This is a genomic window from Micromonospora sp. WMMD1274, from assembly GCF_049179035.1.
Lineage (GTDB): Bacteria > Actinomycetota > Actinomycetes > Mycobacteriales > Micromonosporaceae > Micromonospora > Micromonospora tulbaghiae.
This window is the reverse complement of sequence record NZ_JBMHMG010000001.1, coordinates 2,743,206-2,768,483: the sequence shown is the minus strand read 5'-3', so window position 1 is coordinate 2,768,483 and position 25,278 is coordinate 2,743,206. Positions and strand designations below refer to the sequence as shown.

At 70.8% G+C, this 25,278-nt stretch carries 26 protein-coding genes and 3 tRNA genes; 12 read left to right on the top strand and 17 right to left on the bottom strand.

The features are described 5' to 3' along the window. Positions 1–67: 67 nt before the first annotated feature. Together ACN27D_RS12715 and ACN27D_RS12710 are read right to left on the bottom strand one after the other, a co-directional pair. Positions 68–943 (bottom strand): transketolase family protein, encoded by an 876-nt coding sequence (locus tag ACN27D_RS12715; protein ID WP_421501138.1) that lies wholly within the window; start codon positions 941–943, stop codon positions 68–70. A gap of 8 nt (positions 944–951) precedes the next feature. After that, positions 952–1,641 carry a transketolase gene (locus tag ACN27D_RS12710; protein ID WP_421499167.1) on the bottom strand — a complete coding sequence of 230 codons (690 nt, stop codon included), beginning with the start codon at positions 1,639–1,641 and terminating at the stop codon, positions 952–954. 46 nt (positions 1,642–1,687) lie between these two features. Here ACN27D_RS12710 and soxR point away from each other — a divergent pair, with 46 nt between their 5' ends. Next, positions 1,688–2,140, top strand: a complete 453-nt coding sequence (soxR, locus tag ACN27D_RS12705; RefSeq protein WP_120572617.1) for a redox-sensitive transcriptional activator SoxR — start codon at positions 1,688–1,690, stop codon at positions 2,138–2,140. A 3-nt stretch (positions 2,141–2,143) separates the two neighbouring features. Here the strand turns inward: soxR and ACN27D_RS12700 are convergent, their stop codons facing one another. Next, a complete protein-coding gene (locus ACN27D_RS12700; RefSeq protein ID WP_421499166.1) occupies positions 2,144–3,118 on the bottom strand; it encodes an NAD(P)H-quinone oxidoreductase in 975 nt (324 codons plus the stop codon). Between the two features lie 343 nt (positions 3,119–3,461). Between ACN27D_RS12700 and ACN27D_RS12695 the strand changes: the two genes are divergently transcribed. After that, positions 3,462–3,548, top strand: a tRNA-Ser gene (locus ACN27D_RS12695). Between the two features lie 93 nt (positions 3,549–3,641). Here the strand turns inward: ACN27D_RS12695 and ACN27D_RS12690 are convergent. Beyond that, positions 3,642–4,295, bottom strand: coding sequence for a hypothetical protein (locus ACN27D_RS12690; protein WP_358170518.1), 654 nt, complete (start codon positions 4,293–4,295; stop codon positions 3,642–3,644). Beyond that, on the bottom strand, positions 4,292–5,113 hold the full coding sequence (locus tag ACN27D_RS12685) for a PIN domain-containing protein (RefSeq protein WP_358170516.1): 822 nt from the start codon (positions 5,111–5,113) through the stop codon (positions 4,292–4,294). Before ACN27D_RS12685 ends, ACN27D_RS12690 begins: the two co-directional genes overlap by 4 nt. Before the next feature lie 270 nt (positions 5,114–5,383). Here ACN27D_RS12685 and ACN27D_RS12680 point away from each other — a divergent pair, with 270 nt between their 5' ends. Both ACN27D_RS12680 and ACN27D_RS12675 read left to right on the top strand, forming a co-directional pair. Continuing rightward, positions 5,384–6,073, top strand: a complete 690-nt coding sequence (locus ACN27D_RS12680; RefSeq protein ID WP_121684358.1) for a DNA alkylation repair protein — start codon at positions 5,384–5,386, stop codon at positions 6,071–6,073. Between the two features lie 40 nt (positions 6,074–6,113). Continuing rightward, a complete protein-coding gene (locus tag ACN27D_RS12675; protein WP_120572620.1) occupies positions 6,114–6,647 on the top strand; it encodes a YbhB/YbcL family Raf kinase inhibitor-like protein in 534 nt (177 codons plus the stop codon). A gap of 33 nt (positions 6,648–6,680) precedes the next feature. Here the strand turns inward: ACN27D_RS12675 and ACN27D_RS12670 are convergent, their stop codons facing one another. Further along, the gene (locus ACN27D_RS12670; protein WP_120572621.1) at positions 6,681–7,391 is read right to left on the bottom strand and encodes a class I SAM-dependent methyltransferase; all 711 of its coding nucleotides are present in this window, start codon (positions 7,389–7,391) and stop codon (positions 6,681–6,683) included. 208 nt (positions 7,392–7,599) lie between these two features. On the opposite strand from ACN27D_RS12670, the gene ACN27D_RS12665 reads away from it, so the two are divergent. After that, the gene (locus ACN27D_RS12665; protein WP_421499165.1) at positions 7,600–9,378 is read left to right on the top strand and encodes a hypothetical protein; all 1,779 of its coding nucleotides are present in this window, start codon (positions 7,600–7,602) and stop codon (positions 9,376–9,378) included. A 4-nt stretch (positions 9,379–9,382) separates the two neighbouring features. On the opposite strand, the gene ACN27D_RS12660 is transcribed toward ACN27D_RS12665, so the two are convergent. Then, positions 9,383–10,165, bottom strand: a complete 783-nt coding sequence (locus ACN27D_RS12660) for a hypothetical protein (RefSeq protein ID WP_358171348.1) — start codon at positions 10,163–10,165, stop codon at positions 9,383–9,385. 321 nt (positions 10,166–10,486) lie between these two features. Between ACN27D_RS12660 and ACN27D_RS12655 the strand changes: the two genes are divergently transcribed. After that, positions 10,487–12,019, top strand: a complete 1,533-nt coding sequence (locus ACN27D_RS12655) for a peptide deformylase (protein WP_421499164.1) — start codon at positions 10,487–10,489, stop codon at positions 12,017–12,019. A 68-nt stretch (positions 12,020–12,087) separates the two neighbouring features. Here ACN27D_RS12655 and ACN27D_RS12650 read toward each other — a convergent pair whose 3' ends face one another. Further along, positions 12,088–13,209: a globin domain-containing protein gene (locus ACN27D_RS12650; RefSeq protein ID WP_421499163.1), complete on the bottom strand. Its 1,122-nt coding sequence runs from the start codon at positions 13,207–13,209 to the stop codon at positions 12,088–12,090. Positions 13,210–13,331: 122 nt separating this feature from the next. Here ACN27D_RS12650 and ACN27D_RS12645 point away from each other — a divergent pair, with 122 nt between their 5' ends. Next, complete coding sequence (locus ACN27D_RS12645) at positions 13,332–14,105, top strand: CPBP family intramembrane glutamic endopeptidase (RefSeq protein WP_013477452.1); 774 nt, start codon at positions 13,332–13,334, stop codon at positions 14,103–14,105. A 127-nt stretch (positions 14,106–14,232) separates the two neighbouring features. Here ACN27D_RS12645 and ACN27D_RS12640 read toward each other — a convergent pair whose 3' ends face one another. Continuing rightward, the gene (locus tag ACN27D_RS12640; protein ID WP_421499162.1) at positions 14,233–15,480 is read right to left on the bottom strand and encodes a hypothetical protein; all 1,248 of its coding nucleotides are present in this window, start codon (positions 15,478–15,480) and stop codon (positions 14,233–14,235) included. Between the two features lie 707 nt (positions 15,481–16,187). Here ACN27D_RS12640 and ACN27D_RS12635 point away from each other — a divergent pair. Further along, a tRNA-Ser gene (locus tag ACN27D_RS12635) sits at positions 16,188–16,278 on the top strand. A 36-nt stretch (positions 16,279–16,314) separates the two neighbouring features. Further along, positions 16,315–16,390, top strand: a tRNA-Arg gene (locus ACN27D_RS12630). A 133-nt stretch (positions 16,391–16,523) separates the two neighbouring features. Here ACN27D_RS12630 and ACN27D_RS12625 read toward each other — a convergent pair. Beyond that, on the bottom strand, positions 16,524–16,916 hold the full coding sequence (locus tag ACN27D_RS12625; RefSeq protein ID WP_421499161.1) for a hypothetical protein: 393 nt from the start codon (positions 16,914–16,916) through the stop codon (positions 16,524–16,526). A gap of 56 nt (positions 16,917–16,972) precedes the next feature. On the opposite strand from ACN27D_RS12625, the gene ACN27D_RS12620 reads away from it, so the two are divergent. Further along, positions 16,973–17,863, top strand: coding sequence for a polysaccharide deacetylase family protein (locus ACN27D_RS12620; RefSeq protein ID WP_421499160.1), 891 nt, complete (start codon positions 16,973–16,975; stop codon positions 17,861–17,863). 728 nt (positions 17,864–18,591) lie between these two features. Next, entirely contained in the window at positions 18,592–19,620 is a 1,029-nt protein-coding gene (locus ACN27D_RS12615; RefSeq protein WP_120572633.1) for an aldo/keto reductase family protein, read from the top strand. Positions 19,621–19,769: 149 nt separating this feature from the next. Here ACN27D_RS12615 and ACN27D_RS12610 read toward each other — a convergent pair whose 3' ends face one another. After that, a complete protein-coding gene (locus ACN27D_RS12610; protein WP_421499159.1) occupies positions 19,770–20,180 on the bottom strand; it encodes a RidA family protein in 411 nt (136 codons plus the stop codon). Between the two features lie 78 nt (positions 20,181–20,258). On the opposite strand from ACN27D_RS12610, the gene ACN27D_RS12605 reads away from it, so the two are divergent. Further along, the gene (locus tag ACN27D_RS12605) at positions 20,259–20,636 is read left to right on the top strand and encodes a winged helix-turn-helix transcriptional regulator (RefSeq protein WP_421499158.1); all 378 of its coding nucleotides are present in this window, start codon (positions 20,259–20,261) and stop codon (positions 20,634–20,636) included. Between the two features lie 41 nt (positions 20,637–20,677). Here the strand turns inward: ACN27D_RS12605 and ACN27D_RS12600 are convergent, their stop codons facing one another. The 6 genes from ACN27D_RS12600 to ACN27D_RS12575 all read right to left on the bottom strand — a co-directional run bounded on the left by ACN27D_RS12600 (position 20,678) and on the right by ACN27D_RS12575 (position 25,038). After that, positions 20,678–21,376, bottom strand: a complete 699-nt coding sequence (locus ACN27D_RS12600) for an excalibur calcium-binding domain-containing protein (RefSeq protein WP_357898633.1) — start codon at positions 21,374–21,376, stop codon at positions 20,678–20,680. 175 nt (positions 21,377–21,551) lie between these two features. After that, entirely contained in the window at positions 21,552–22,595 is a 1,044-nt protein-coding gene (locus ACN27D_RS12595) for a P1 family peptidase (RefSeq protein ID WP_421499157.1), read from the bottom strand. Next, on the bottom strand, positions 22,592–22,939 hold the full coding sequence (locus ACN27D_RS12590; protein ID WP_121684383.1) for a DUF1330 domain-containing protein: 348 nt from the start codon (positions 22,937–22,939) through the stop codon (positions 22,592–22,594). The genes ACN27D_RS12595 and ACN27D_RS12590 overlap by 4 nt, the downstream gene beginning before the upstream one ends. Positions 22,940–23,021: 82 nt before the next feature. Continuing rightward, positions 23,022–23,630, bottom strand: coding sequence for a class I SAM-dependent DNA methyltransferase (locus ACN27D_RS12585; RefSeq protein ID WP_421499156.1), 609 nt, complete (start codon positions 23,628–23,630; stop codon positions 23,022–23,024). A gap of 83 nt (positions 23,631–23,713) precedes the next feature. Beyond that, on the bottom strand, positions 23,714–24,424 hold the full coding sequence (locus tag ACN27D_RS12580) for a hypothetical protein (RefSeq protein ID WP_421499155.1): 711 nt from the start codon (positions 24,422–24,424) through the stop codon (positions 23,714–23,716). A 38-nt stretch (positions 24,425–24,462) separates the two neighbouring features. Continuing rightward, positions 24,463–25,038, bottom strand: a complete 576-nt coding sequence (locus tag ACN27D_RS12575; protein ID WP_421499154.1) for a hypothetical protein — start codon at positions 25,036–25,038, stop codon at positions 24,463–24,465. Between the last annotated feature and the right edge of the window lie 240 nt (positions 25,039–25,278).

The window sequence follows — 25,278 nt, the reverse complement described above, 5'->3', positions numbered from 1 at the left end:
CCGTACCGACTGAACCCCGCGCCCCGGCACCAGCCGAGGTCGCGGGGTTCCGTCGTGTCCGGGCCGCTCAGGTGAGGAACGCGTCGACCGAGCGGCGCAGACCGGCGGCGTCCAGGCCGTGCCAGCGTTCGTGGTCCTCGGCGCTGCCGTAGCGGCGCAGGTCCCTGCGGCCCACCCCGAGCGCCAGCAACCGGTGCGGCCGGTCGGCCAGCGCCTCCGACACCATCCGCGCCGAGGTGCCCGCCAGGTACGGCTCGACCAGGATCACCTCGGTCCCGGCGAGCGCCCGCAGCCCGGCCGTGTCGAACGGTCGCGGCCGGTGGGTGTAGGCCACTGTGACCGGCCGGTCGGCCGTCGCCGCCACCGCCGCGTCCAGCACCGGGCCGACCGCGACCAGCAGCGGCGCGCCCGGCCCGGCGTCCCGGACCACATGCAGGTCGCCCGCCTGCGGGTACGCGGCGGTGTTGCTCCGGATCGACAACCGCAGGTACGCCGAGTCCTGCCCGCACACGGCGTCGCGCAGCAGCGGCCGGACCTCGTCCGGGTGCCCCGGCACGTGCACGGTCCAGCCGTCCAGTGTGTCCAGCAGCGCCACGTCCGCCGGCCCGAGGTGGGTGCGTCCGGCCGACGCCCGGTCGTACGAGCCGCCGATGCCGACGAGCACCGCGCCGGCGTCCTGGTGGTCGAGGTCCAGCTTGATCTGCTCGTACGCCCGCTCGACCAGGAACGGGGCGTAGCTGTGCACGATCGGCCGCTGCCCGGTCAGCGCCAGCCCTCCGGCCACCCCGATCATCAACTGCTCCCGGATGCCCACGTTGATCACCCGGTCCGGGTACCGGGCGGCGGCCGGCTCGAACGCGGCGGCGGAGATGTCGGCGAGCACGACTGTCGTACGCGGATCGGCGAGCACCTCCTCGGTGCTGGTCACGAACGCGTCCCGCATGGTGCTGCTCATCGTCCCTCCCCGTCCGTGACGACCGCGACGACGACGTGCGGCCGGTGATCGTCGTGCCCGGTGAGGGCGGCGTGCAGGGCGTCGTGGTCGCGCCCGTCGACCGTGGCGGCGCTCCACCCGTTCACCGTGAACCGGCTCGCCGCGCCGCCCGGCCAGCCGTACGTGGCCGAGCGGTTGTCCAGCACGATCGCGGTCAGGTTGCCCAGCCCGGTCGCGCCCGCGTACGCGATCGCCTCGTGGTTGGAGCCTTCGTCCAGTTCGGCGTCGCCGAGCAGCACGTACACCCGGGGTCCGGTGCGGCCCTGGGCCCGCAGCCCGAGCGCGGTGCCCACGCCCAGCCCGAGCCCGTGGCCCAGCGAACCGGAACCGATCTCCACGCCCGGCACCAGCGTGCGGTCCGGGTGGTCGCCGAGCCGGCTCGCCGGGCCGCCCTGGTCGTCCAGCCACTCGGCGGGCAGGAAGCCGCGGGCGGCGAGCAGTGCGTAGTACCCGGCGACCGCGTGGCCCTTGGAGAGCAGGAAGCGGTCCCGGTCCGGGTCGGCCAGGGTGGCCGGGGTGATCCGGACCACCCGGTCGTAGAGCACCTGGAGCACGTCGAGCGTCGAGTACACGTTGGCGCCGAACTCGCGGCCGGCGCGCACCCGGTCCAGGAGCGCGTCCAGGTCGGTGGCGGTGGTCGTCGTCATACCGATAGCCTCGGACTTGAAGCGAACTTCAACTCAAGGCCGTGTGATGCACGAAGCAACACTGACCATCGGGCAGCTCGCCGACCGCAGTGGCGTCGCCCCCTCGGCGCTGCGCTACTACGAGCGGCTCGGCCTGATCCACGCCGCCCGCACCGGCGGGAACCAGCGCCGCTACGCCCGCACCGAGCTGCGCCGGGTCGCCTTCATCCGGATCTCCCAGCAGGTCGGTGTCTCGCTGGAGGAGATCCGCGAGGCGCTCGACTCGCTGCCGTCGGGGCGTACCCCCACGCCCGACGACTGGGCCGCGCTGTCCCGCGCCTGGCGGGACCGGCTGGACGAACGGATCCGGCTGCTCGGCAAGCTCCGCGACGACCTGGACGGCTGCATCGGCTGCGGCTGCCTGTCGTTGCAGCGCTGCACGCTCTACAACCCGGAGGACTCGCTCGCCGCCGAAGGCCCCGGCCCGCGCCTCATGCTCCCGCGCCCCGGCCAGGGCTGACCCTCACCGGACCAGCAGCACCTTGCCCACGTGGTCGTTGGTCTCCACCAGGCGGTGCGCGGCGGCCGCGTCGGCCATGTCCACCCGGGCGTGCACCACCGGCCGGACCCGGCCCGCCTCCACCAGGGGCCACACCTGCTCGCGTACGCCCCGGACGATCGCCGCCTTGTCGTCCACCGGGCGGGACCGCAACGCTGTCGCGTGCACCGCGGCCCGCTTCGCCAGCAGCATCCCCAGGTCGAGTTCGCCCTTGCGCCCGCCCTGCATGCCGATCACCACGAGCCGCCCGCCGGTCGCCAGCGCGGCCACGTTCCGGGGCAGGTAGGACGCACCCATGATGTCCAGGATCACGTCCGCGCCCCGGCCGTCGGTGACCCGGCGTACCTCGTCGACGAAGTCCTGCTCGCGGTAGTCGATCGTGTGCGCGGCGCCCAGCTCGCGCAGCCGCTCGTGCTTCGCCGAGCGGGCAGTCACCACCACCGTCGCGCCGAGCGCCACGCCGAGCTGGATCGCGAACGTGCCGATCCCGCTGCCGCCGCCGTGCACCAGCAGCGTGTCCCCCTCGGTCAGGCGGGCCAGGTCCACCACGTTCGACCAGACCGTGCAGGCCACCTCCGGCAGCGCCGCCGCGTCGACCAGATCCACCCCGGCCGGCACCGGCAGCAACTGCCCGGCCGGCACCGCGACCTGCTCGGCATAGCCGCCGCCGGCCAGCAGCGCGCAGACCTCCTGGCCCACCGACCAGCCGGTCACGCCGGGACCGAGCGCACGCACCGTCCCCGAACACTCCAGACCGGGGTACGCGGACGCGCCCGGCGGCGGCGGGTAGTGCCCCTGCCGCTGCAACAGGTCGGCCCGGTTCACCGCGCTCGCACGCACCTCGACGACCACCTCACCGGGGCCGGGCTCGGGATCGGGCACGTGGGCCCAGACGAGCGCCTCGGGTCCGCCGGGTTCCGTGATCGTGACTGCGCGCATGGTTCAGTCTTACCCGATCTGCCCGTCGGTCCGCGCGCGGGCGAGGATCTCCGTCACCGTCCTGAAGTACGACGGTGAAGCCTGCTGGGGCATACCGATCGGCGGTCATGTCGGCCCGCCTGCTGACGATCATGCGACGGAACACGTCCCCGCGCAGATGCACCGAGCGGGGCAGCCCTTCGGCCACTGTGGACTTGTCTGCGGCCATGATTCCGCTGATCAGCCCCACTGCCGGGCTCTCCCACACGCACACATTCTCGCAGCGGAGGTGGGACGGCGGCTTGCCCGGTAGAGGGTTCGTGGCAGACTGGTCCCCGGTCGCGCACCCATCGGGGGCGTGCCGGGAGGGTTCGCCTAGTGGCCGATGGCGCTGGTCTTGAAAACCGGTAAGGCAGCGATGTCTTCGTGGGTTCGAATCCCACACCCTCCGCTCTAAAGTAGGGCAAGCCGCCCATGACTACCGCCGACGTCGGATTGGGGGGCGACCCTGATGGGTCAGCGCCGCCTGTAGATGACGGAAAAACTACGCAATGTGGCGCCTAATCCGGTGGAGTTCTTCATCGAATTGGCGGCTAAGCTCGTCACTTATTTCAAAGGTGATGTGCATGACGATGTGGTGAGGACCTTCTTGGCCGTCAGCCAGTTTGTGGATCACATCTTCAATATTCGTGATGAATTCATCAACAAAGTCGTGTGTCCGTTCGATGGGCTGTGCCGCATAGGAGACAAGCGTCTCTTTCAACCTGTCTGCCCAATCCGGCACCCTCAACGCTCTCGTTCCCTCTGTCCAGTCGAGTAGTAGCGCGTAAAGGCCGATGAGGCGACTCGCCATATGCTCAACTAGGACGGGATCCCCCGGCTCTCCCGGTTTGCCGAAGGCGCGTTCCTGCGCAGCGCCAGAAACAATGGATGCAAGGTTGCTCACAATCGCACTGACGTGAGAAAGGCGTTCGCTAAGCACTGTCGGTATCTGGTTCGGCTCGATAACGGGTCCGACCTGAAGGCTGTACCCGAGTTGGTGATCTCGCCAGCGCGCCTCATGAGCTGCCCGGGCAAGGTACAGGGCATTGCCAAAAAGCAGGTACTCCCAGAGTGGCGGGCGTAGGGCTAGAAGTTCCATCCTCCCGCTCTTATCCCTTGGAACCTGCCGAACGGGGTACTCGTCAGCGTCCGTCATGAATTCGTCGACCTGATCCTTTCAAGATGTTGGGGGAGCGTTTGGCTGTTCAAGCCTGCCGCCTGCGCCCGAAGTCGCATTCCGCGGTCGCGCGTAAGGAGAACCAGGCGGTCAGTATTTAGTTGGGCGAAGTAGCCGGACTGGCGGACTATCTCATCGTCGTTGCCCTGCTGGCGTTGATGATTTGCTGGCTCATTCACGAGCTGCAGCCAAACATTTTGACGCAGCTGCATCGGGGTGAGCCAGTCCCTATTTTGTGTGAGTCTGTCTAGTGCCCGCAGGACGCTCTGCGCTCGCCTTCCGAAATCTGGATCCCGATCTTTAATTCGGTCAAGCTCGTCGAGAACAACCAGAGGCATGACGACTGTGGCACGGCGGGAGCCAATTTCCCTGTGCCACTCCACCTCGTGGAAAAGCCGGCCGTGAACGTAAACGTTTGTGTCCGGAACAACAATCCAGTGGTCGGCTGGCAGCGCTAATATGGAAATGTAGTGGCGCAGTTGGGCCAGTAGCTCCGAGAGATGTCTCTTCTGCATCTCGATTTCGGCAACAATGAGAGGTATGGGACGGCTGGTGAGAGAGTCGATGGTGCGTATCCGCCAATATCTGTCGGAGTGGAGGTGTTGCGGGATGGCGAAACGTTGGTATATCGCCATTAGCCGTCGTTCGGCTCTCTCCACCCACATGAGGTAGATATTTGCTGCGACTGCTGGATCAGTTGGTAGCCCGCCGACCAGCCCATCGAGTCCCTGAACTAGCTCCTCCAGGTCTGCGGCAGCCTGCGCGCCGTTTTGTCCTGAACGGAGAAAGTTCCACACTGCTAGATGCTATGGGCCAGCGCTGCCTCGTGGCACCCTGCCGATGTCCGCAAAACCGAAGTTTGGGGACCGACTACGCAGTCATAAAACTGACGGATAGGCAGGTGATGTTCGAAGTGGAGGTTCCCAGCTGGGCAGGGACGGACGGACTGCATCGCCGTGCGCCGTACGGGTGGTGAGCCTGATCGTGACCCGTTGCGGCGTGGAGCAGCGGCCTTCGGTTTGTTGAGGGCCGTAGGCTGCGTGACGCGGCGACGACGGGAGGCCGGGATGGCGGAGACGAGGACTGCGGCCGGGGTGACGGCCGAGCTGGCCGCGCTCGACGACCCGAAGATCCGCGCGGTCAACGAACGGCACGGCGACGACCACGGGGTCAACCTGGGCAAGCTGCGGGCGATCGCGAAGCGGCTGAAGACGCAGCAGGAGCTGGCCCGCGAGCTGTGGGCGACCGGGGACAGCGCGGCCCGGCTGCTGGCGCTGCTGATCTGCCGGCCGAAGGCGTACGGGCGGGACGAGCTGGACGCCATGCTGCGCGAGGCGCGCACGCCGAAGGTGCACGACTGGCTCGTCAACTACGTGGTGAAGAAGAGCCCGCACGCGGAGCCGCTGCGCCTGGCCTGGTCGGCCGACAGGGATCCGGTGGTGGCGAGCGCCGGCTGGGCGCTCACCACCGAGCGGGTGGCGCGGAACCCGGACGGGCTGGACCTGGCCGCCCTGCTCGACGTGGTCGAGGCGGAGATGGCGGACGCGCCGGAGCGCCTCCAGTGGGCGATGAACCACTGCCTGGCGCAGATCGGGATCGAACACCCGGCGTACCGGGAGCGCGCGATCGGGATCGGCGAGCGGCTCGGCGTGCTCAAGGACTATCCGACGCCACCGGGCTGCACGTCCCCGTACGCGCCGGTCTGGATCAACGAGATGGTGCGGCGGCAGCACGCCGGCGCGGACAACGGGGTATGAAGGGGCGCAGGACATTCGCGTACCCGGAAGGACCGTTTCGATGACCCTGGAACGACCGATCGCCCCGGACCCGTACGAGCTGCTGCCGACGGTGCCGTCGTTCGACCTGACCAGCGACGACGTGCACAACGGCGAGCCGATGGACGCGCGGTACGCGCACGGGAGCACCGGCGGCGAGAACGTCTCACCGCAGCTGTCCTGGTCGGGCTTCCCGGCCGAGACTAGGAGCTTCGTGGTCACCTGCTTCGACCCGGACGCCCCGACCGGCAGCGGCTTCTGGCACTGGGTGCTGGTGAACGTTCCCGCGTCCGTCACCGAGCTGCCCACCGGCGTGCGTGAGGCCGACCTCGGCGGCGCGTTCAGCGTCCGCAACGACTACGGCGACACCGGCTACGGGGGCGCCGCGCCGCCGGCCGGGGACCGCCCGCACCGGTACGTGTTCGCGGTGCACGCGGTGGACGTGGACCGCCTCGACATCCCCGCCGGGGCCAGCCCGGCCTTCGTCGGCTTCAACCTGGCGTTCCACACCCTGGCCCGGGCGGTCATCCGCCCGACGTACCAGATCAAGGAGTGACCGGCGGCCGGGGGCCGTCGCGGCCCCCGGCCCTCAGGCCGGTACGCGGGCGACAGCGAAGACGGACTGGCCGAACGGCGGCCGGACGCGCTGCTCGGCGGCCTTGGTGACGGGCAGGACGAGGGTGTCGTAGACCTTGACCATCGGGCCCTCCTTCGGCATCAGCCGGAAGACCTTGGTGGCCATGAAGTAGCCGATCAGGCCGAGCGCGTTGGCGTAGTGGATCCGCTCGACGGTGAGGCCCGCCTCGGTCATCGCCGCGGCGAGCGTCTTCTTGGTGTAGCGGCGGACGTGGCCGGTGGCGATGTCGGCGGGGCTCATGGCGAACTGGAACGCCGGCACGATGATGACCACGGCGCCGCCGGGGCGGACCAGGTCACGCATGCTGCGCAGCGCGCCGACGTGGTCGTCGATGTGCTCCAGCACGTTGTAGGAGACGGCTGCGCTGTAGTCGCCGCGCTCGTGGTGCGGAAGGAGCATCTGCCGGACCTCGACGCCCGGGTGGTCGGACAGCCGCTCCTTGAGCTGGATCAGCCGGTCCGGGTCGGCCTCGGTGGCGGTGATCCGGGGTGCGTGGGCGGCCCAGGCCGAGGCGTAGTCGCCCAGGCCACTGCCGATCTCGATCGGGTTGTCACCGAGGTAGGGCACCGCCAGCTCGACGAACCACTGCCGGTGGTTGACAGCGGTCGCCAGGCCTTCGAGCACCTCGGACTGGACGCGCTGATCCCCAGTGATTTCTGCCATGCGTCGATTCCTCACGATATGACTGACCCGCGCCTGGACCGTCAGAGTCAACCATCTGGATGGCTGATGGGGAAATCGGGGGACGGAGGGGGGCCGAATTGTGATCCGGAGGGGTGCCCGCTCGGCGGTCGGCGAACTCGACACATAGTACGTGATTCCCCGGAACATTGCACGTGCCCGTCATACCCTGACTACGCTCTGAAATGTCATGACTACTCCGGAAAGCGACGCAAGCGCGGCGAAATCGGGGCAGGGTAGGCGGATCGACGCGCTCGCCGTGCTCAGCTTCGTGCTGCTCGCGTTCTGGGTGACCGCCCGGCTCTGGGCCGATCCGCGCAATGGAGTCCGCGACAATCGTACCGATCAGGCGCAGTTCGAATGGATGATGGCGCACGGTGCGCGGGTCGTCACCGATTTCGCCTATCCGTTCACCTCGGACCGGATGAATGTGCCGGACGTCGTCAATCTTATGGCGAATACGTCCGTATTATCCGTATCCATACCGCTGACCCCGATAACGCTCTGGGCCGGTCCCCGCTGGTCATTCCTGCTCTTCCTCACGCTCGGGCTCGCCGCGACCGGAGCGTCCTGGTATTTCCTTCTCTCCCGGGTGGTCATCGGCGCCCGTGGCCCGGCCTGGCTCGGCGCGGCGTTCTGCGCGTTCGCGCCCGCGATGATCTCGCACGCCAACTCGCACCCCAACATCGTCAGCCAGTACGTGGTGCCGCTGATCATCTGGCGGACGCTGCGCCTGGCCGAACCCGGCCGCTGGCTGCGCAACGGCATCCTGCTCGGCCTGGTGATCGTCTGGCAGGCGTTCCTCAACCTGGAGATCCTGCTGATGACCGCCATCGGGCTCGGCGTGGTGGTGCTCGCGCTGGCGCTCGGGCGGCCCGCCCTGCGGCCGGCGGCCCGCCCGTTCGCCGCCGGGCTCGGGGTGGCCGCTGTGGTCGCCGGCGCGCTGCTCGCGTACCCGCTCTGGGTCCAGTTCTTCGGCCCGGGCGCGTACAGCGGGCTCTCCACGCTGATCCGGGGCTACTCCACCGACCTCGCCGCGTACGTGGCCTGGTCGCGCGAGTCGCTCGCGGGCGACGCCCGGGGCAGCGAACCGCTCGTCAAGAACGCCACCGAGGAGAACGCGTTCTTCGGCTGGCCGCTGGTGATCCTGGTGGTCGCGCTGGTCTGGTGGCTGCGCCGCAACGCCGTGGTGCTCGGGCTCGCGGCGGTCGGGCTCGTGTTCGCGCTCTTCTCGCTCGGCCGGGAGATCCGCTACGACGGGCGGGACACCGGCATCCCCGGCCCCTGGGCCGCGCTGGAGAACCTGCCGGTCCTGCACTCGGTGGTGCCCACCCGCTGGTCGCTCGCGCTCACCCCGATCATCGGCGTGCTGCTCGCGTTCGGCGCCGACCGGGCCCGGCGGCTCGCCGTGCGGCACCCGGACGCGCGCGACCGGATCCGGTTCGCCACGGTCACCGTGCTCGCCATGGCGCTGGTGCCGATCCTGCCCACCCCGCTGCCCGCGAAGCGCCTCGACCCGACTCCGGCGTTCGTCACCTCCGGCGCCTGGCGTCCCTACGTCGCCGACGGGCGGAGCATCGTCACGCTGCCGCTGCCCGACACCACGTACGCGGTCCCGCTGCGCTGGTCCGCCGAGACCCGGCTGGACATGCCGCTGGCCCGCGGCTACTTCCTCTATCCGGACACCCGCCCCGGCGGGGACCGGATCGCCCTCTTCACCGCGCCGCCGCGCCCCACCAGCACGTTCTTCGAGACGGTACGGCGCACCGACGCGGTCCCGCCGATCACCCCGCAGGACCGGGTGGCCGCCGTGGACGACCTGCGCTACTGGCGGGCCGGCGCGGTGATCCTCGACCCCCGGCTGCCGCAGGCCGAGGCGCTGCGCCGGGCGATGACCGAGCTGAGCGGGATCACGCCGAGGCGTACCGGCGGGGTGTGGTTGTGGGACGTCCGACCGCTGGCCGACTGAGCGGTCAGCCCTGGCGGACGCAGCAGCCCTGGCACACCTTGGGCCGGGGGAGCGTGAACGCCAGGCAGCAGGTACGCCGCTGCACGGTCGGCTCGCCGCCCGGGCCGGGCACCAGCTCGACCAGGTCGCTCAGGTCGAGCGCGTCCAGCACCGTGCCGACGGCCGCCGCGGCCGAGCCGGGCAGCGCGTCCGAGGCGCGCAGGATGCCGTGCGCGATGCCGGAGGCCACCGAGCCGAGCAGCGTACGGGTGCCGATCCGGACCTCGCCCTGGATGGCGCCGATCAGCGGCGCGAAGTGGGCGTCGAGCAGGGACGCGCGCAGCGCGCCGAGCAGCGCCGCCTCGTCCGGCACCACCCGCACGCCCGGTGCGCCGGAGAGGGCCAGCGGGTCGCTCGGCAGCGCCGCCACCGGGGTGGAGGCGCGCAGCCCCAGCGTGAGGAGCTGGTGGTGGTCCTCGAAGTGCACGAGCACGTCGGCCGCGTCGAGCAGCGGCACCCGGCGGGCCGACGCCCACCCGAGCACCGCGGGCAGCGCGGTCCAGTAGCTGTAGGACTTCCAGGCCAGCGCGGCACAGGCGTGCGGGGTGCCGCCCCAGCGGCGGCCGGCGGCGGTCAGGAACTCGGTCAGCAGCGTGCCGTCGATCAGGCGGGTGGCCGGGGACCAGCGGTCCAGCTCGTCGTGGACCAGCAGGCCGGGTGCGAGCCCGGGCAGGTCGTCGGTGCCGAACATGGCGCGCAGCGTCGCGGTCACCGGGGCGAGCGGGGTGGCGGCGTCGCGCCCCGGCATCACCGCAGTCACCTGGCCGTCCCCTGTCCTGTCGCCCTGCGGTCGGCGCCTGCCGTCGACCCAAGCTAAGGCTAGCCTAACCACCCTCCCGGCGGGAGGGGAAGAGGTGCCGCGGCATCGCGGGGAGGCCCCCGTCACTCCACGGCCGTGGCGTACTACCCGGCCTCGGAGACGGAAAACGCCGCCGGAGAGCCGGCGGCGGACGGCGTAAGGATCGACGTACGCCGCTGAAAAGTCAAGGTGAGTGTCGAATACGAGGCAGTTTCCGTACACGTTCGGCCACCCAACGTGAAAATGGTCTTCCCGCGTACGAGGAAGCTGATGACGACCTCACCGATCGAGCGTGCCGCCGACTCGTTCGCGGCCGAACTCGCCCGGCACCGGACCGGCCGAGGGCTGTCCAAGAAGCAACTGGCCACGATGATGGGCTTCGACCCGTCCTACGTCAGCCACGTCGAAGGGCGCCGGCACCGGCCCACCGAGGACTTCGCCCGCCGGGCCGAGGCCGTCCTGGAGGCCAGCGGCGCGATCTGGCAGCGCTTCCGGGAGTACGACGAACTGCGGCACGGCCGGTCCGGCACCGCGCACCGCGACCCGCCCGTCCCCGGTCAGTGGCTTCCCCCCGGCACCGGCCTCGTGGTGGAACGGGAGGTGGCCACGCTCACCCACACCGGTGACGGCTACCACTGCGCGATCCGGCGGGAGCTGTACAACGCCGGCACCGAACCGGTCACCCGCTACCTGGTCCGGGTCGCCGTCGACCGCTACCCCAACGACCCGGGCCGCTCCAACCGGCACCACCGGGAACACCCGCTCACCTTCGCCGAGCTGCAACTCAATGCCTACCGGGACGACGGCAGCGGACGCGAGCCGATGCACTGGCGGGCCAAGCACGACCGGGACGCGTTCAAGGAGATCTGGCTGCTGTTCGAGAACGACGAGGGACGCTTCCCGCTCTACCCCGGCGACCGGGTCACCATCGAGTACGCGTACCGCGTCGGCCGGGACAAGTGGGGCCCCTGGTTCCAGCGGGCCGTACGCCTGCCCACCCGGCACCTGGCGGTGCGGCTCGACCTGCCCGCGGACCTCGACCCCAAGGTGTGGGGCGCGGAGACCTCGCTGTCGGCGGAGGAGGGGCCGCTGCGTACCCCGATCCAGCGTTCGGTGGACGGCGGCCGGGTGGTCTTCGACTGGGGGACCGACGACCCGCCGCTGAACGCCCGCTACCGGATGCAGTGGCGGTTCCGCAGCCCCGAGCCGGACGCCGAACCGGACACCGCGTCCAACGGCGGCACCCGGGTGCGGGCCAGCGACCGGATGCGGGCCGTCGGCATCGTGCAGCGCGGCGACGACCTGCTGCGGCAGCGGGCCCGACAGTTCGACCTGCCGGCCGACGAACAGCACGCCCGGGAGGTGATCGACCGGCTCGCCGGGATGCTGGTCCGCCTGGACGAGCTGCACCCGTTCAGCAAGGGCGTCGGCCTCGCCGCGCCCCAGCTCGGCATCGGCTGGTCCGCGGCGCTCGTGCGCCCGGCCGACCGGGCCGCCGACCCGGTGGTGCTGCTCAACCCCCGGGTGGTGGACGCCGCGACCGAGACCGACGAGCAGTACGAGGGGTGCCTCTCCTTCTTCGACCACCGCGGCCTGGTGCCCCGGCCGCTGCGGATCGACGTGGAACACGCCCTGTGGGACGGCAGCCGGGTGATCACGTCCTACGAGTACGCGATGGCGCGGCTGGTCGCGCACGAGATCGACCACCTGGAGGGGCGGCTCTACGTCGACCGGATGGCACCCGGCGTGCCGCTGGTACCGGTGGAGGAATACCGCGAGACCGGCACCCCCTGGCGTTACTGAGAAACGGGGGGCCGGGTCGCGTGCCCCAGGGGGCGGGGGCACGCGACCCGGCTCGGGGGGAGCAAGGTTCAGAGGTTGCCGAACGTGTCGTACCGGATGTGGTCCGGCGGGACGTCGTCGGCGGCGAGCGCCCGCAGGGTGGCCCGGACCATCGCGGCCGAGCCGGAGACGTAGCAGTCGTGCGTTGTCCACGGTCCGTACCGGGTGACCACCTCGGAGACGTCACCGAGTTCGCCGCCGAAGTCCGGGTCCTCGCTGCACGCCGGCGTCACCGACAACCACGGGTGGGCAGCCACCAGCTCATCCAGTCCGGGCAGCCCGTACAGCTCGTCCGGGCGGCGGGCGCCGTAGAAGACGTGCACCCAGCGGGTCCGGTTGACCCGGGTCAGCTCCTCCACCAGCGCCTTGATCGGCGCCAGGCCGACGCCGCCGGCCACGCAGAGGACGTCCCGGGTGGACTCCGGGTCCAACGTCATCGAGCCCATCGGCGCGGCCACCCGCAGCAGGTCACCCGGCTTGGTGCGGCGTACCAGCGCGCCGGACACCCAACCGGCCGCGCCCGGCGGCGTCCGGACGTGGAACTCCAGCACGTTCTCCTCGTTCGGCGCGTTCGCCACTGAGTACGTCCGCCACACCCGCGGGTGGTAGCGGGGCACCTCCACGCTCACGTACTGCCCGGCCCGCCAGGGCAGCGGATCCTGGAGCGCGCGTACGGTCAGCACCGCCGTGTCCGGGCCGTGCCGCTCGTGCGTCAGCACCTCGGCGTGCCAGAACGGCGGGTTCCCGTCGGATTCCGCGCCGGCCAGCATCCGCGCGCTGATGCTCGCGTACGCCTCCCGCCACGCCTGGTCGTACTCCAGGTTCCAGCCGTCCCCGGCGGTGCTGCGCAGCGCGTCGAGCAGCGCGACGCCCATCGTCGCGTAGTGCTCGGCCGCCACGTGGTACTTGCGGTGGTCCCGGCCCAGCGCCCGCAGGTACTCGTCGAAGCTCTCCGGGTCGCCCACCGTCTGGGTGGCGGTGACGATCGCCTCCAGGATGCGGTCGCCCTGGCCGTTCATCTGCACCGGGAAGAGCTTGCGCAGCTCCGGGTCGAGGAGGAACAACCGGGCGTAGAAGTGACCGCTGAGCCGCTCCCGGTGCTCCTCGACCAGGGTCCAGCTCTCCTTCAGCAGCCGCGCGAAGTTCTCCACAGGGGCACGCTCCTTCTCCGTACGGGCGGATCGGCCCCCATAGAATGTCCACGGAGCGTGTACGCCGGTCGCACAGACTGTGCGACCGTCCGGCCCGGTCGCCGAAGTGCTTTCATGGTCCGGTGACGGTTGACGAGCTGGCCCGCCCGGTCTCCCGCCGGATGCTGGGCACCGAGACGCTGCTCGTGCTCGGTCTGTCCCTCGGCCAGTCGGCCGTGTACGCACTCGTCTCGCTGATCGCGAAGCTGACCGCGACCGGTGGACTGTCCAAGCAGACCGCCGCCCTGAACACCTCCGCGTCGGCCCGCCCGTACCTCGACCTCACGTACCAGCTGCTCGGCATCGTCTTCGCGCTGCTGCCGGTGCTGCTCGCCGTACACCTGCTGGCGCGTGACCCCGGCGACCCGGCACGGACGCTCGGCGTCGACTTCCGCCGGCCCGCCTCCGACCTGGCTCGCGGCGCGGGCCTGACCGCGCTCATCGGCCTGCCCGGGCTGGCGCTGTTCTGGGCGGCGGCGCAGCTCGGCCTCAACGCCACGCTGGTCCCGGCCGCGCTACCGGACCTCTGGTGGACGGTGCCGGTGCTGATCCTCGCCGCCGTGCAGAACGCCGTGCTGGAGGAGGTGATCGTGGTCGGCTACCTGATCACCCGGCTGCGGCAGCTCAACTGGCGGATCGGCGCCGTGCTCGCCACGAGCGCCCTGCTGCGCGGCTCGTACCACCTCTACCAGGGCTTCGGCGCGTTCGTCGGCAACGCCGTCATGGGCGTGATCTTCGGGCTGTTCTACCTGCGCACCCGTCGGGTGGCCCCGCTGATCGTCGCGCACACGCTGCTCGACATCTTCGCGTTCGTCGGCTACGCGATGCTGCCGAAGTCCTGGTTCGACTGGCTCTGACCGCGGCTGCCGGCATGCCCGGCCTGGTGGCCTTGTGGGCCCGGCACAGTCGTCGGCTTGCGCCGGTTCGGCGAGGTGGCGGTATCGCGGCCCGAGGGACCCCGCCACCTCGCCGAACGTGTGTCGATCAGGCGCGGCGTGGCCGGTACCGGGCAACCGCCCGCGCGGCCACCCGCTCCGCCGTCGCCGTACCGCCCGTCGCGGCCGCCAGCGCCGCCGCCCCCGGCAGCAACCGCGCGGCCAACCGCAGCCCGAGCCAGCCGCCCGCCTGCGCCGCCACCGGCGTGGCCAGCCGCCAGGCCGCCTCCGCCACCCGACCCCACGGACCCTCCGCCGGAGCGTCGGCCGCCCGAGCCGCCGCCAGCGCCGCCCGCGCGGTGCCGTCGTCCGGGTGCACCAACGTGAGCACCAGCAGCTCGGCCGCCCGATCCGGATGCGCCGGATCCCGCCCGTACGCCGCCGCCAGATGCAGCACCAGGTTCGCCTGCGTCCACAGCACCGCCGCCAGCTCCGCGACCGGCGCGAACAGCCCGGCACCCGCCGCCAGCGCCCCACCCGTACCGGCCGTCCGGACGAACCGCCGGGTCGCCAGCCGGGCCACCCCGTCGGCGTCCGCCTCCGGGTAGGCCCGCCGGACCTGATCCACCCAGTCCCGGGCGCGCGGCCCGAGCACGTCGACCGCCGCCAGGGCCAGCAGCTCCGGCGCGAACCCGGGGTGGTCCCGCAGTTGCGGCCCCACCGCCCGCCAGCCCACCACCGGGGTACGCGCGAAGCCGAGTTGTCCGGGCTTCTGCTCGACGACGGCGGGCTCTGTCTCGGGGGCCCGTTCGACGGCGGCCGGCTCTGCCTGGGGTGTCCGTTCGACGGCGGCCGGCTCTGTCTCGGGGGTCTGCTCGATGACGGCCGGCTCTGTCTCGGGGGTCTGCTCGATGACGGCCGGCTCTGCCTCGGGCGCTTGGTCGGCGGCCGTGGGCTCGGATTCGGAAGCGGCAGGCTCCGGGGCGACGGGCGCGGTCGCCGAGACGGTGGTGGTCTCGGAGGCCGGCGCGGCGGCGGCCGGTGCTGCGCGCTTCGCACGCTTCGCCGGGCTCGCCTTCTCCGCCGCAGGCTCGGCCTTGACGGGCCGCCTGGGTCGAGGCGCGGTGGCCGGTTTCTCCGCCGCGACCGGCTCGACGCCGTCGGGCTCCCGCTCGCCGGCTCGCGGCCCCGGTGCGGTGAACGCGGGTTCGACCGGCGCCTCCGGCTCGGGAGACGGCGCCTCCGGCTTGGGGGACGACGCCCTCCGAGCGGTCTTCTTGGCCGCCGGGGCGGCCTTCTTCGCGACCGGGGCGGCCTTCTTGGCCGCAGGTGCGCGGCGCGTCCGCTTCGGCGTCACCTCCCCGGCCGATGGTGCGTCTGAACCGGTCGGCGGCTCGGTGACCGACGGCCCTCCAACTGGACGCCGCTCCGCTGTGGCGGACACCTCATCCGCCGTCGATGCGGCCTCCCCGCCTCCTGCCCGACGTGTCGCCGCTGCGAGGTCGCGTTCTCCGGCCTCCGGAGCGGGCTCCCCTGGTACCGGCGGCGGCTCAGCCGTGCCCGGGTCACCCGATCGGGTGCCGGGCGTGGCAGGTCCCGCCGTCTGCTCTGCGGCAGACGTACCCGGATCGGTTGTGGAAGAGGTGGGGGTGACTTGCGCTGCGGGCGGCGTACCGGGATCGGTTGCCGAGGGATCGGCGGCCGGACGCGGGCGCGGGGCCGGCGCCGCGGCGTCGGGCGGCGTCGGCGGCTGGAAGACGACTGTGGGCGCCGACCGGCGCGGACGCCGGGGCGCCGGTGTGTCGCTCGTCGCGTTCTCCGCGGTGGGATCCGGCGTCGGTGGGTTGAACGTCGGTCGTGGGGAGCGGCTCCGCCGGGCCTTGGCTGCGGGCTCGCGACGGGGCGGATCGCTCGGCGGCTGCTCCTGCATATCGATGGAGCGTAGCCGCGGACGTGAGCTGGCACACGACGGAAACGCGGTGGCGGGGGCCGGTCCCGGTATCCGCTTTGCCCCGGGCGGGTGCGGGCCTGTATCCTCGGGCGCGGTGACCTCGGGGTCACCAGGGAGACTTCGCCTAGTCTGGTCTATGGCGCCGCACTGCTAATGCGGTTGGGGTCTTAAAGCCCCTCCCGGGTTCGAATCCCGGAGTCTCCGCGCGAAAGCCGGTTGTGTAGACTGGCCGAGCACCAGGCGCCCGTAGCTCAACGGATAGAGCATCTGACTACGGATCAGAAGGTTAGGGGTTCGAGTCCCTTCGGGCGCACCAAAGATTACGGCCGTGACCTGCGGAAACAAGGGTCACGGCCTTCTTCTTTCCCCTTTTCGCCTCCGCGTACGGACCACCATGCGCTACGACCGTGTCCGCCGGAACCTCGATCGGCGCCCTGACCGACGACCTCTTACACGCCGTCTGCGAAGAGCCGCACTACCGCAACCTGGCGTCGTCCATCCCGATCTGGATGCCGCTCGCGACGATCCTGCCGTGCGGGCGGCCGGCTGCGGACCTCAGGTGAGTAGGCGACGACGGTAGCCCTCGGCAACCGCCGACGCTCGATCATGAGGGAGACACCGCCGCAGCACGTCGAGTACGCGTTGACCGCCCTCGGTTCGGCGTCGCAGGAACCGTCGACCAGCGACCAGCCGGTCTTCCGGAAAACTTCCGGAAAATCGTTGACGTGTTCGAAACGCCGCTGCAATACTCCGAACGCGTCGACATCAATCCTGGTCGATTGAATCCATGCGTCGTCAGGTGTCACCCGTCCCAAGGAGGACCTGCGCATGTACGCCAGCACCGGCGGCTCCCGCCGCCCGTCCGCCCCCCCGAACATCGCGTCTCACCCGGTTGGCCGTGCTCGCCTCCACCGTGGCGCTGAGTGCCGCCGGTCTCGCGGTCGCCGCCACTCCGTCCAGCGCCGCCACCTGCAACGGGTACGTCGGCCTCACCTTCGATGACGGGCCGACCGGCAGCACCAGCGCACTGCTGTCCGTGCTGCGTGCGAACGGGGTACGGGCGACCATGTTCAACGTCGGGCAGAACGTGCAGAGCAACCAGTCCGCCGCGCGGGCCCAGGTCGACGCGGGTATGTGGGTGGCCAACCACAGTTGGAACCACGCGCACATGACCTCGATGAGCCAGAGCCAGATGCAGTCGGACCTCTCCCAGACCAACTCGGCGATCCAGGCGGCGACCGGCGTCCGGCCGCAGTTGTTCCGCCCGCCCTACGGGGAGACCAACTCGACCCTCCAGTCGGTCGCCACGTCGCTCGGCCTGCGCCAGGTGATCTGGGACGTCGACTCCCAGGACTGGAACGGCGCCAGTGTCAGCCAGATCGTCTCCAACGCCAGCCGCCTCCAGGCCGGCCAGGTGATCCTGATGCACGACGGCATTCAGAACACCCGTGACGCGATTCCGCAGATCATGGCCAACCTGAGCAGCCGCAACCTCTGTCCGGGCATGATCTCACCGAGCACCGGCCGAGCGGTGGCCCCGGACGGCACTCCGCCGCCGACCACTCCGCCGCCGACCGGCACGCCGACCACTGCGCCGCCGACCACTCCGCCTCCCGGCGGCGGATGCACAGCGACGGCGACGACCCCCAACGTCTGGGGTGACCGGTACAACACCTCGGTGACGGTTCAGGGGGCCAGCAACTGGACCGTGGTCGTGGCTCTGACGCCGCCGCAGCGGTTTCCACCACCTGGAACGGCTCCCCCAGTTGGGACAGCACCGGTTACGTGATGACGATGCGGTCCAACGGCAGCGGCAACACCTTCGGCTTCACCACGATGATGAACGGCAACAGCAGCGCCAGAGCCCAGATCCGTTCCTGCACCGCGGGCTGATTCCGGTGGCCCGCCCAGGTCACCGAGAACGGGCTCGGGTGGGTGTGGTCGACCAGGTGGCCCTACGGTGAACGGCACAGCACGTCCTGTGTGGCCGACCGGCGCCCAGACCAGCAGGTACTCAGCCGCTTGTCCGGCACGCAGAAGCACTCAGCGACACGTGCGAAGGGATGATTGACCAGCGTAGAGACAGGGGTTCGGAGCCCTTCGGCGCACTTACATCATCAAGGCCTCTGACCAGCGTTTCCACTGGTCAGAGGCCTTGATCTTTTCTGCGGCTTGGGACAGCGCCAGTAGCCGGTCGGATCAGACCGATACGCCAGGACGTCGTCGACGAACCTGGCCTCTGACGAACTCCAGTCGGTCGCACGTCCTCTCCAGGACGGTCGCCCTGGCCTCCGCGTCGTCCTCGCTGACGGAGCGCTCACGCCCGAAGGCCAGGACCCTGTCGAGGCACCGGTAGGTCGTCTCACCCGAGGTGATCATCGGGGCGGTCGAGGCGGTCGCCGTCGGTGATGAAGAGGCCATAGTGTTCCACAACAGAGCAATGCGCCACCTCGGTGAACCGACGTCGGCAGAGCCGGTGGCGGTGCGTCCCTGAACCACGAGAGGCTGGACAGATCCATGGAGCATCGTCGGCTCGGTCGTAGCGGCCTGATGGTCAGCGAGATCACCTATGGCAACTGGCTGACTCACGGCGAACTGGCCGGTCGTGAGGAGGCGCTGGCCTGCATCCGGGCGGCGCTCGACGCGGGGATCACGACCTTCGACACCGCCGACGTGTACGCCCAGGGGGCCGCTGAGGAGGTGCTCGCGGAGGGTCTGCGCGGGGCGAGGAGGAGCTCCCTGGTGATCACGAGCAAGGTCTGCCTGCCCACCGGCGACGGGCCGAACGACAAGGGGTTGTCCCGCAAGCACGTCATGGAGTCCTGCGAGGCGTCCCTGCGGCGGCTCGACACCGACTACCTCGACGTCTACCAGGCCCACCGCTTCGACGAGGGCACCCCGCTCGATGAGACCCTGATCGCCTTCGACGACCTGGTACGCCAGGGCAAGGTGCTGTACCTGGGTGTCTCCGAGTGGACCGCGCCGCAGATCGAGGCTGCTTTCACCATGGCGGGGGAACTCGGGCTGCGGAGCCGGATCGTGTCCAACCAGCCGCAATACAACATGCTCTGGCGGGTCATCGAGCCGGAGGTTCTTCCGCTCTGCGTGCGCCAGGGTGTCGGCCAACTCGCTTTTCAGCCGCTGGCTCAGGGTGTGCTCACCGGAAAGTACCGGCCCGGTCAGGCCTGGCCCGAGGGTTCGCGGGCGGCGTCTGGCGGTCGAGCTCCCCGGTTCATCAACCGGGTCCTGGGCGAGAAGGTGCTCCTCGCCGTCGAGGAGTTGCGTCCGGTCGCCGAGGCGTCCGGGCTGTCCCTCGCGCAGCTCGCCATCGCCTGGGTGCTGAGCAGGCCCGGAGTCGCCTCCGTCGTCATGGGGGCCACCAGGCCGGAGCAGATCAGGGAGAACGTGACGGCCGCGGGGAAGCCGCTCGATGAGGGCGCGCTGAGTCGGATCGACGAGGTGCTCGGCGGTCTGGTCGATCGTGATCCGACGAAGACGGCCCAGATGATGGCGGTGAAGCCGGACTGGGCCGGATCAGCTGCCTGACCCCGGCGCGAGCGGGGTATGGCTCATGCGGTCCACCGGTGGTTGGCCGGCCGCAAGGGGCCGGCCAACCGCCCGGCAGTGCACCCGATGAGTCGACGGCAACACGGCTCGGTGCCATCGCCGCGACCATCTGGATCGGGAGGGCGCGCTCAGTGCGCGATCGCGGTCGCTTCCAGTTCCACCAGCACGTCGGGCTCGAAGAGGTGGTCGACCCCGATCAGCGAGGCCGGCGGAAGCGGCCACGGCAGGCCGAGTTCCTCGACGACCGACTCGATGCCGGCCATGAACGGCCCGATCTTCTCGGGCGTCCAGTCGGTGACGTAGAAGGTCAGCCGGACCACGTCCTCGAACGAGGCGTCCGCGCCGGCGAGCGCCCGGCCGGTGTTGCGCAGCACCTGCGCGACCTGCCCGGCCAGGTCACCGGGCGCGACGGGTGAGCCGTCGCCCAGTCGCGCGACCTGGCCGCTGACGTGGATGTGGCGCGCTCCGGTGGCGACTGCCACGTGGTGGTACGGCGTGTTCGGCTGAAGGCCGTCGGGGCTGAAGCGGGTGACGGGCATCGTTTCTCCTTCGCAGGACAACTTAGGTTTACCATTGATACCTAGTTGACGAAGGACACTTCAAGGAGACCTGGTTTCATGAGCGATACCGCGAGCCGAGGTGCCGCCGAGCTGCGCATCGACGCGCCGCACCGCGAGCTGCTCGATCAGGTGCTGGACAAGTGGTCGCTGAGCGTCCTCAACGAGCTGTGCGAACGCCCTTGTCGCTTCAACGAGCTGCGCCGCGCGATCCCGGCGGTGACGCAGAAGTCCCTGACGGCGACCCTGCGGCGACTCGAACGCAACGGCATCGTCGAACGGCACGTCGTGGCGACGCGCCCGGTCGCGGTCGAGTACCGGATCACCCCGCTGGGCAAGACCCTGCGTGCGCCGGTCGACGTCCTGCTCGAATGGGCCGACGCGCACATGGGGCAGATCGATCGCGCCCGCAGAGCGTTCGACGACGAGCTGGAGTGACGACCGGGGCGGCACCGTACGGTCCGCCCCGGCGTCGGGTGTCACTCGCAGACCGTGCCGTCGTTGTCCCGGTCGATGTACCAGTAGTACTCGGGATCCTTGCCCTGCCGGTACGGGCCGTAGCCGTTGGCGTTCGCCTCCTTGCAGGTGCCGAAGCGCGGGTCGTTGCCGCCACCGCCCGAACTGCCGCCACCGCCTGTGCTGCCGCCTCCGGAGTCGCCGTTGCCGCCGCCCGGCTCACATGCCTCGCCGTCGAGGTCGCGATCCAGCCCGGTCCGGTACCCCGGCTCGCCGCGCCGCAGCGGCGCCTTGCCGGCTGCGCGTACGGCATCGCAGTTCTTGTAGTAGACGGCGGGCGCCGTGGTCTTGCGCGGGCTCGGCTTCGCCGCGGGCTTCGCGGTGGTCGGCGCCGCCGTGGTCGGCGACGGCGACGGCTCCGGCGAGACGGTGCTGACCTCGGGCGCGGGGGCCGCGGTGGTGGGCGCCGCCACGGTCGGCACCTCCTGGGCCACCGCCTTCTCCGGTGCCTTGTCCGGTTCGGTGGCCGGGCCGGCGGCGATGCCGATGCCGAGCAGCCCGCCGCAGCAGGTGAGGACCGCGACGCCGCTGACGAGGAGCACCTTGATCGCGGCCGGCTGTCGGCGCCACCACGACGGTCGCGGTGACGCGAACGGCATGCCGGGCTGGTACGGCGGCGGAGCCTGGCCGTGCCACTGGTTCTGGGGAGGGAGTTCGGTCACAGCGGGCAGTCTGGGGCGACGTGCCCGGCCCGGAGTGTCGCTCAGCCGACAGACCGGCCGTTACCGGTGCGATGAGCGACGAAACGGCTGGCAGCGGCCGGAGCATCGGCATCGATGCCGCGGACGATCGGATCCGGAGCCTCGCCGAACGGCCTACGGCGAGAGGCGCAATGGATCAGGCGTACGGCCGGGCCGTGAGCCGTCCGGCCGCCGCCAGCCGCTCGACCGCCGCCCGATGGGGAACCGCGTGACTGGTACGACCGCCCACGCCGGTCGTGGTGACGGCGGTGAACAGCGAGTTGAGCAGCGCCTCCTCCACCGCGTCCAGCACGGCGGCGAACACCGGATCGATCGCGGCGTCCGGGATCGGCGGCTGATCCGACGTGGTGAACGCGATCGCGTAGTCCCCGCTGGTGTTGCTGAAGGACGCACCCACCCGGGCCATGGCGAACACCGCCCGGCGGGCGAGCCGCCGGAGCTGTCGCGCGTCCAGCGGTACGTCGGTCGCCACCACGATCATGCACGAGTTGCCCGGTGGCTCGGTCCGGTCGGCGGCCGGGACCAGCTCGTCCACCGGTAGCGGTACGCCGAGCGCGGTGAGGACGCCGCCGAAGTTGGACTGGACCAGCGCGCCGACAGTGTGGATGCGGCCGGCGGTCCGGACGGTGCGGGACGAGGTGCCGATGCCCGCCTTGTAGCCCAGGGCTGTGGTGCCGGCGCCGGCCCCGACACAGCCCTCGGCGGGGAGTCCGCCGGTCGCTCCCGCGACGGCGGCCAGCACGTGGGCCTCGGTGATCGGGCGGCGGCGGATGTCCGACAGGTGCCCGTCGTTCGTCTCGCCGACCAGGGGGTTGAACGACAGCCCGTCCGGCCGGCGCTCCATCAGGTGCCCGAGGAGCGCGTCCGCCGCCCGGAACACCGACAGCGTGGCGGTCAGCACGACCGGGGATTCGAGTACGCCGAGCTCGTCCACCTGGGTCGAGCCGACGAGCTTCCCGTGGCCGTTGCCGGCGTACACCGCGGCGGGCAGCGTCCACCGTCCGGGGCCGAGCTGTTCCGGCACGATCGCGGTGACGCCGGTGTGCAGGTCGGCGCCGTCGTCGACGGTGGTGTGGCCCACCAGGACGCCGGGGACGTCGGTCATCGCGTTGTGCGGCCCGGTGGGCAGCGACCCGACGACGATCCCGAGGTCGCGGGAGCGGCGGCCGGCCTGGGTCACGCGTCTGGCAGCGACGCCCGGATCGCCTGCGCCATGCCGGTCGGGGAGTAGTCGTCGGGGACGCCCTCGACCAGGATGATGTCGCCCTCGATGTGCCGCGAGCGCAGCGGCGCGATCTCCTGGTAGGCGGGCGAGTCCCACCAGGCCCGTGCCTCGGCGGCCCCCGGGAAGCCGAGCATCACGACGGCGCCGGGCCAACTGCCCTCCTTCACCTCGTGCGGCGTGGCGTGCACGAGGAAGCGGCCGCCGTACGGGGCGAAGGTGGCCGGAAGCCGCTCGACGTACTCGGCGATGTCCCGGTGTGGGGCGGCGTCCTGGAGGTGGGCGATGACGTACGCAGGCATGGTGTCCTTCCGGCCGTCGGGCTCCAAACCTTGATCTTTGCACGGCGGTGAGCATCCGCGCTCGCCCGCGACGGCCGGCGGGTCAACCGCCGGCCGCGCCGGCCGCGACGGCGGCGTGCGGGCGGTGGGCGTCGCCGTCCAGGCGCGTCAGGCGCTCGACCTCGGCGAACCCGGCCTGCCGCAGCCGCGCGGAGAACTCGTCCACCGGCCAGCGGTACGCGGTGGCGACCTTGTGGTCGAAGACACCCATCTCGTCACCGACGAAGATGCCCACGACGAGCCGTCCACCCGGGACGATCGCGCGGCGGAACCCGGCCAGCACCGCGTCGAGATCCGGCGGCGGGAGGTGGATCAGCGAGTACCAGGCGAGGATGCCGGCGACGGAGTGGTCCGGGACGGCGAGGTCGTCCAGCGACCCGAGCCGGTAGACGCCGCCCGGATGCGTCGCCCGCGCGTGCGCGACGAACTCGGGAACCATGTCGATCCCGGTGGCGTCGACGCCCAGCGAACGGAGGTGGTCGGTGAGGTGGCCCGGTCCGCATCCGAGGTCGAGCACCGGGCCGGTCCGGACGGTCAGGTGCCGGCCGATGAGGGCGAGGTCGTCCGCGTGGACATGGCCGGTGGTGCCGAACAGTTCGATGTAGAGCGGCGCGACCGCGCTGTACGCCTGCCGAACCTGTTTGCTGCCCACCCACCGACCATAGGCGTACGAACGCCTATGGTTGGTGCGGAGATGGGCGTCGCGCGACGCGGGTCGTGCCGGGGACAGCGACGTCAGGCGTGCTTACCGCGACCGCGACGGCGCGTCAGGAACAGTGTCACGACGGCGGCCAGCACCAACGCCACCGCACCGGCGGCGGCGAGCAGCCCTGTCCGGGAGGTGCCGGTGGTGGTGGCGGCGAGGTCCGCCGTCGTGGACCCGTCAGGGGTCGCTCCGGCGTCACCGGCAGCGACCTCCCCGCCGGTCGGGGACGCGCTCGCCACCGGGGTGGGGGAGACGCTCGCCGTGGGCGTCGGGGACGGGCTCGCCTTGGGGGCTCCGACGGCGGCGAGTGAGTCGCCGTTGAGCGCGACCTTGATCTTCGCCGTGCCGTTGCCGGAGGAGACGACCGCCACGGAGACCCGGTTCGCTCGGTCCGTCAGCTTCTTGACGGCGTCCACGTCGGCCGGCGCGTCGTTGGCGGCCGTCTTGTTCGCCGTCGTGGTGTCGATGAGCGAGGCGCCGCTGTACGTGCCGGCCGGCACCCGGTAGGCGTGCACACCCTCGATCGTCGCGTCGAAGCTGCCCGCCGCGTGGCGGTACTCGAGGACGAGCCGGTCCTTGCCCAGCGCGATGTCGAGTGCCCGCGTTCCGCTGCCAGTGCCGTGCAGGGGACGCAGCGTGTAGATCCCCGACTTGGTGACCTTGGTGGTGCTGTCGGAGAGCCACCCGGCGTGGATCATCTCGGGTGACGTGAAGCCCGACCGGTAGCCGCCTCCGCCCATGATGCTCTTGTAGCTGGAACCCTCGGACCTGCACGCGGTCAGGTCGCCGCTGGTGCACAGGAAACGGCCCTGGTGCCGGAAGCCCAGGTTGTGTCCCAGTTCGTGTCCGACGACGTCGATCCCGCTGGCCGTGCCGTACAGGTTGATCCAGGTGGTGGGGCCGGGAGCCCGGCCCAGGGGCAGTTCGTCTTCTGGGCCGGGAAGACCATGGAGAGGCTGTCGTAGTCCTCGCCGGCGACCAGGCCGCGCTTGGCGAGTTCCGCCCGCGTCATGGTGTTGATCTGGCCGTGTGGGCAACCTGCGGCGCTCAGGTCGAGTTTGATCGGACCGAGGAACTGTTCGGTGACGGCGGGCACCACGGTGTACCTGCCGCGGGACACCTCCGAGAGGAACGAGGCGGCGGAGTCCTTCTTCGACCCGAAATAGGTGTCCGGTGTGGACGCCTTCACCTTGTCCGGGAACTGGAACGAGGCGTCGCTGAACTCCACCAGGACGGGAAGGATCTTCCGCTTCACCGAAGGGGCGGCGGCCTGCGCCGAGTCGGGCGGGACGCCGACGGTCAGCACTGTGACACTCGTGGCCAGGGCGATGCGGCCGAGGGCCGACAGCTTCATGTGGTTTGTCCTTCGAGGGGAGACGTCGGACGGGGGCGTGTGAGGCGTGCCCAGGAGTGATGCTGCGCGCAAAGACGTCTTACGTCTGACGTCATGCAAAGCTAAGGGGTGTAAATGTCCCCGTCAAGCGGGGGCGGCGAGCGGTGGACCGCTCCGGAGGCTTCGACGGGATCGACATCGAAAAGTGAGGGATAGATAGCTTTCCGTCACTGGAGTTTCTATCCTTGACGGAGATCCGGC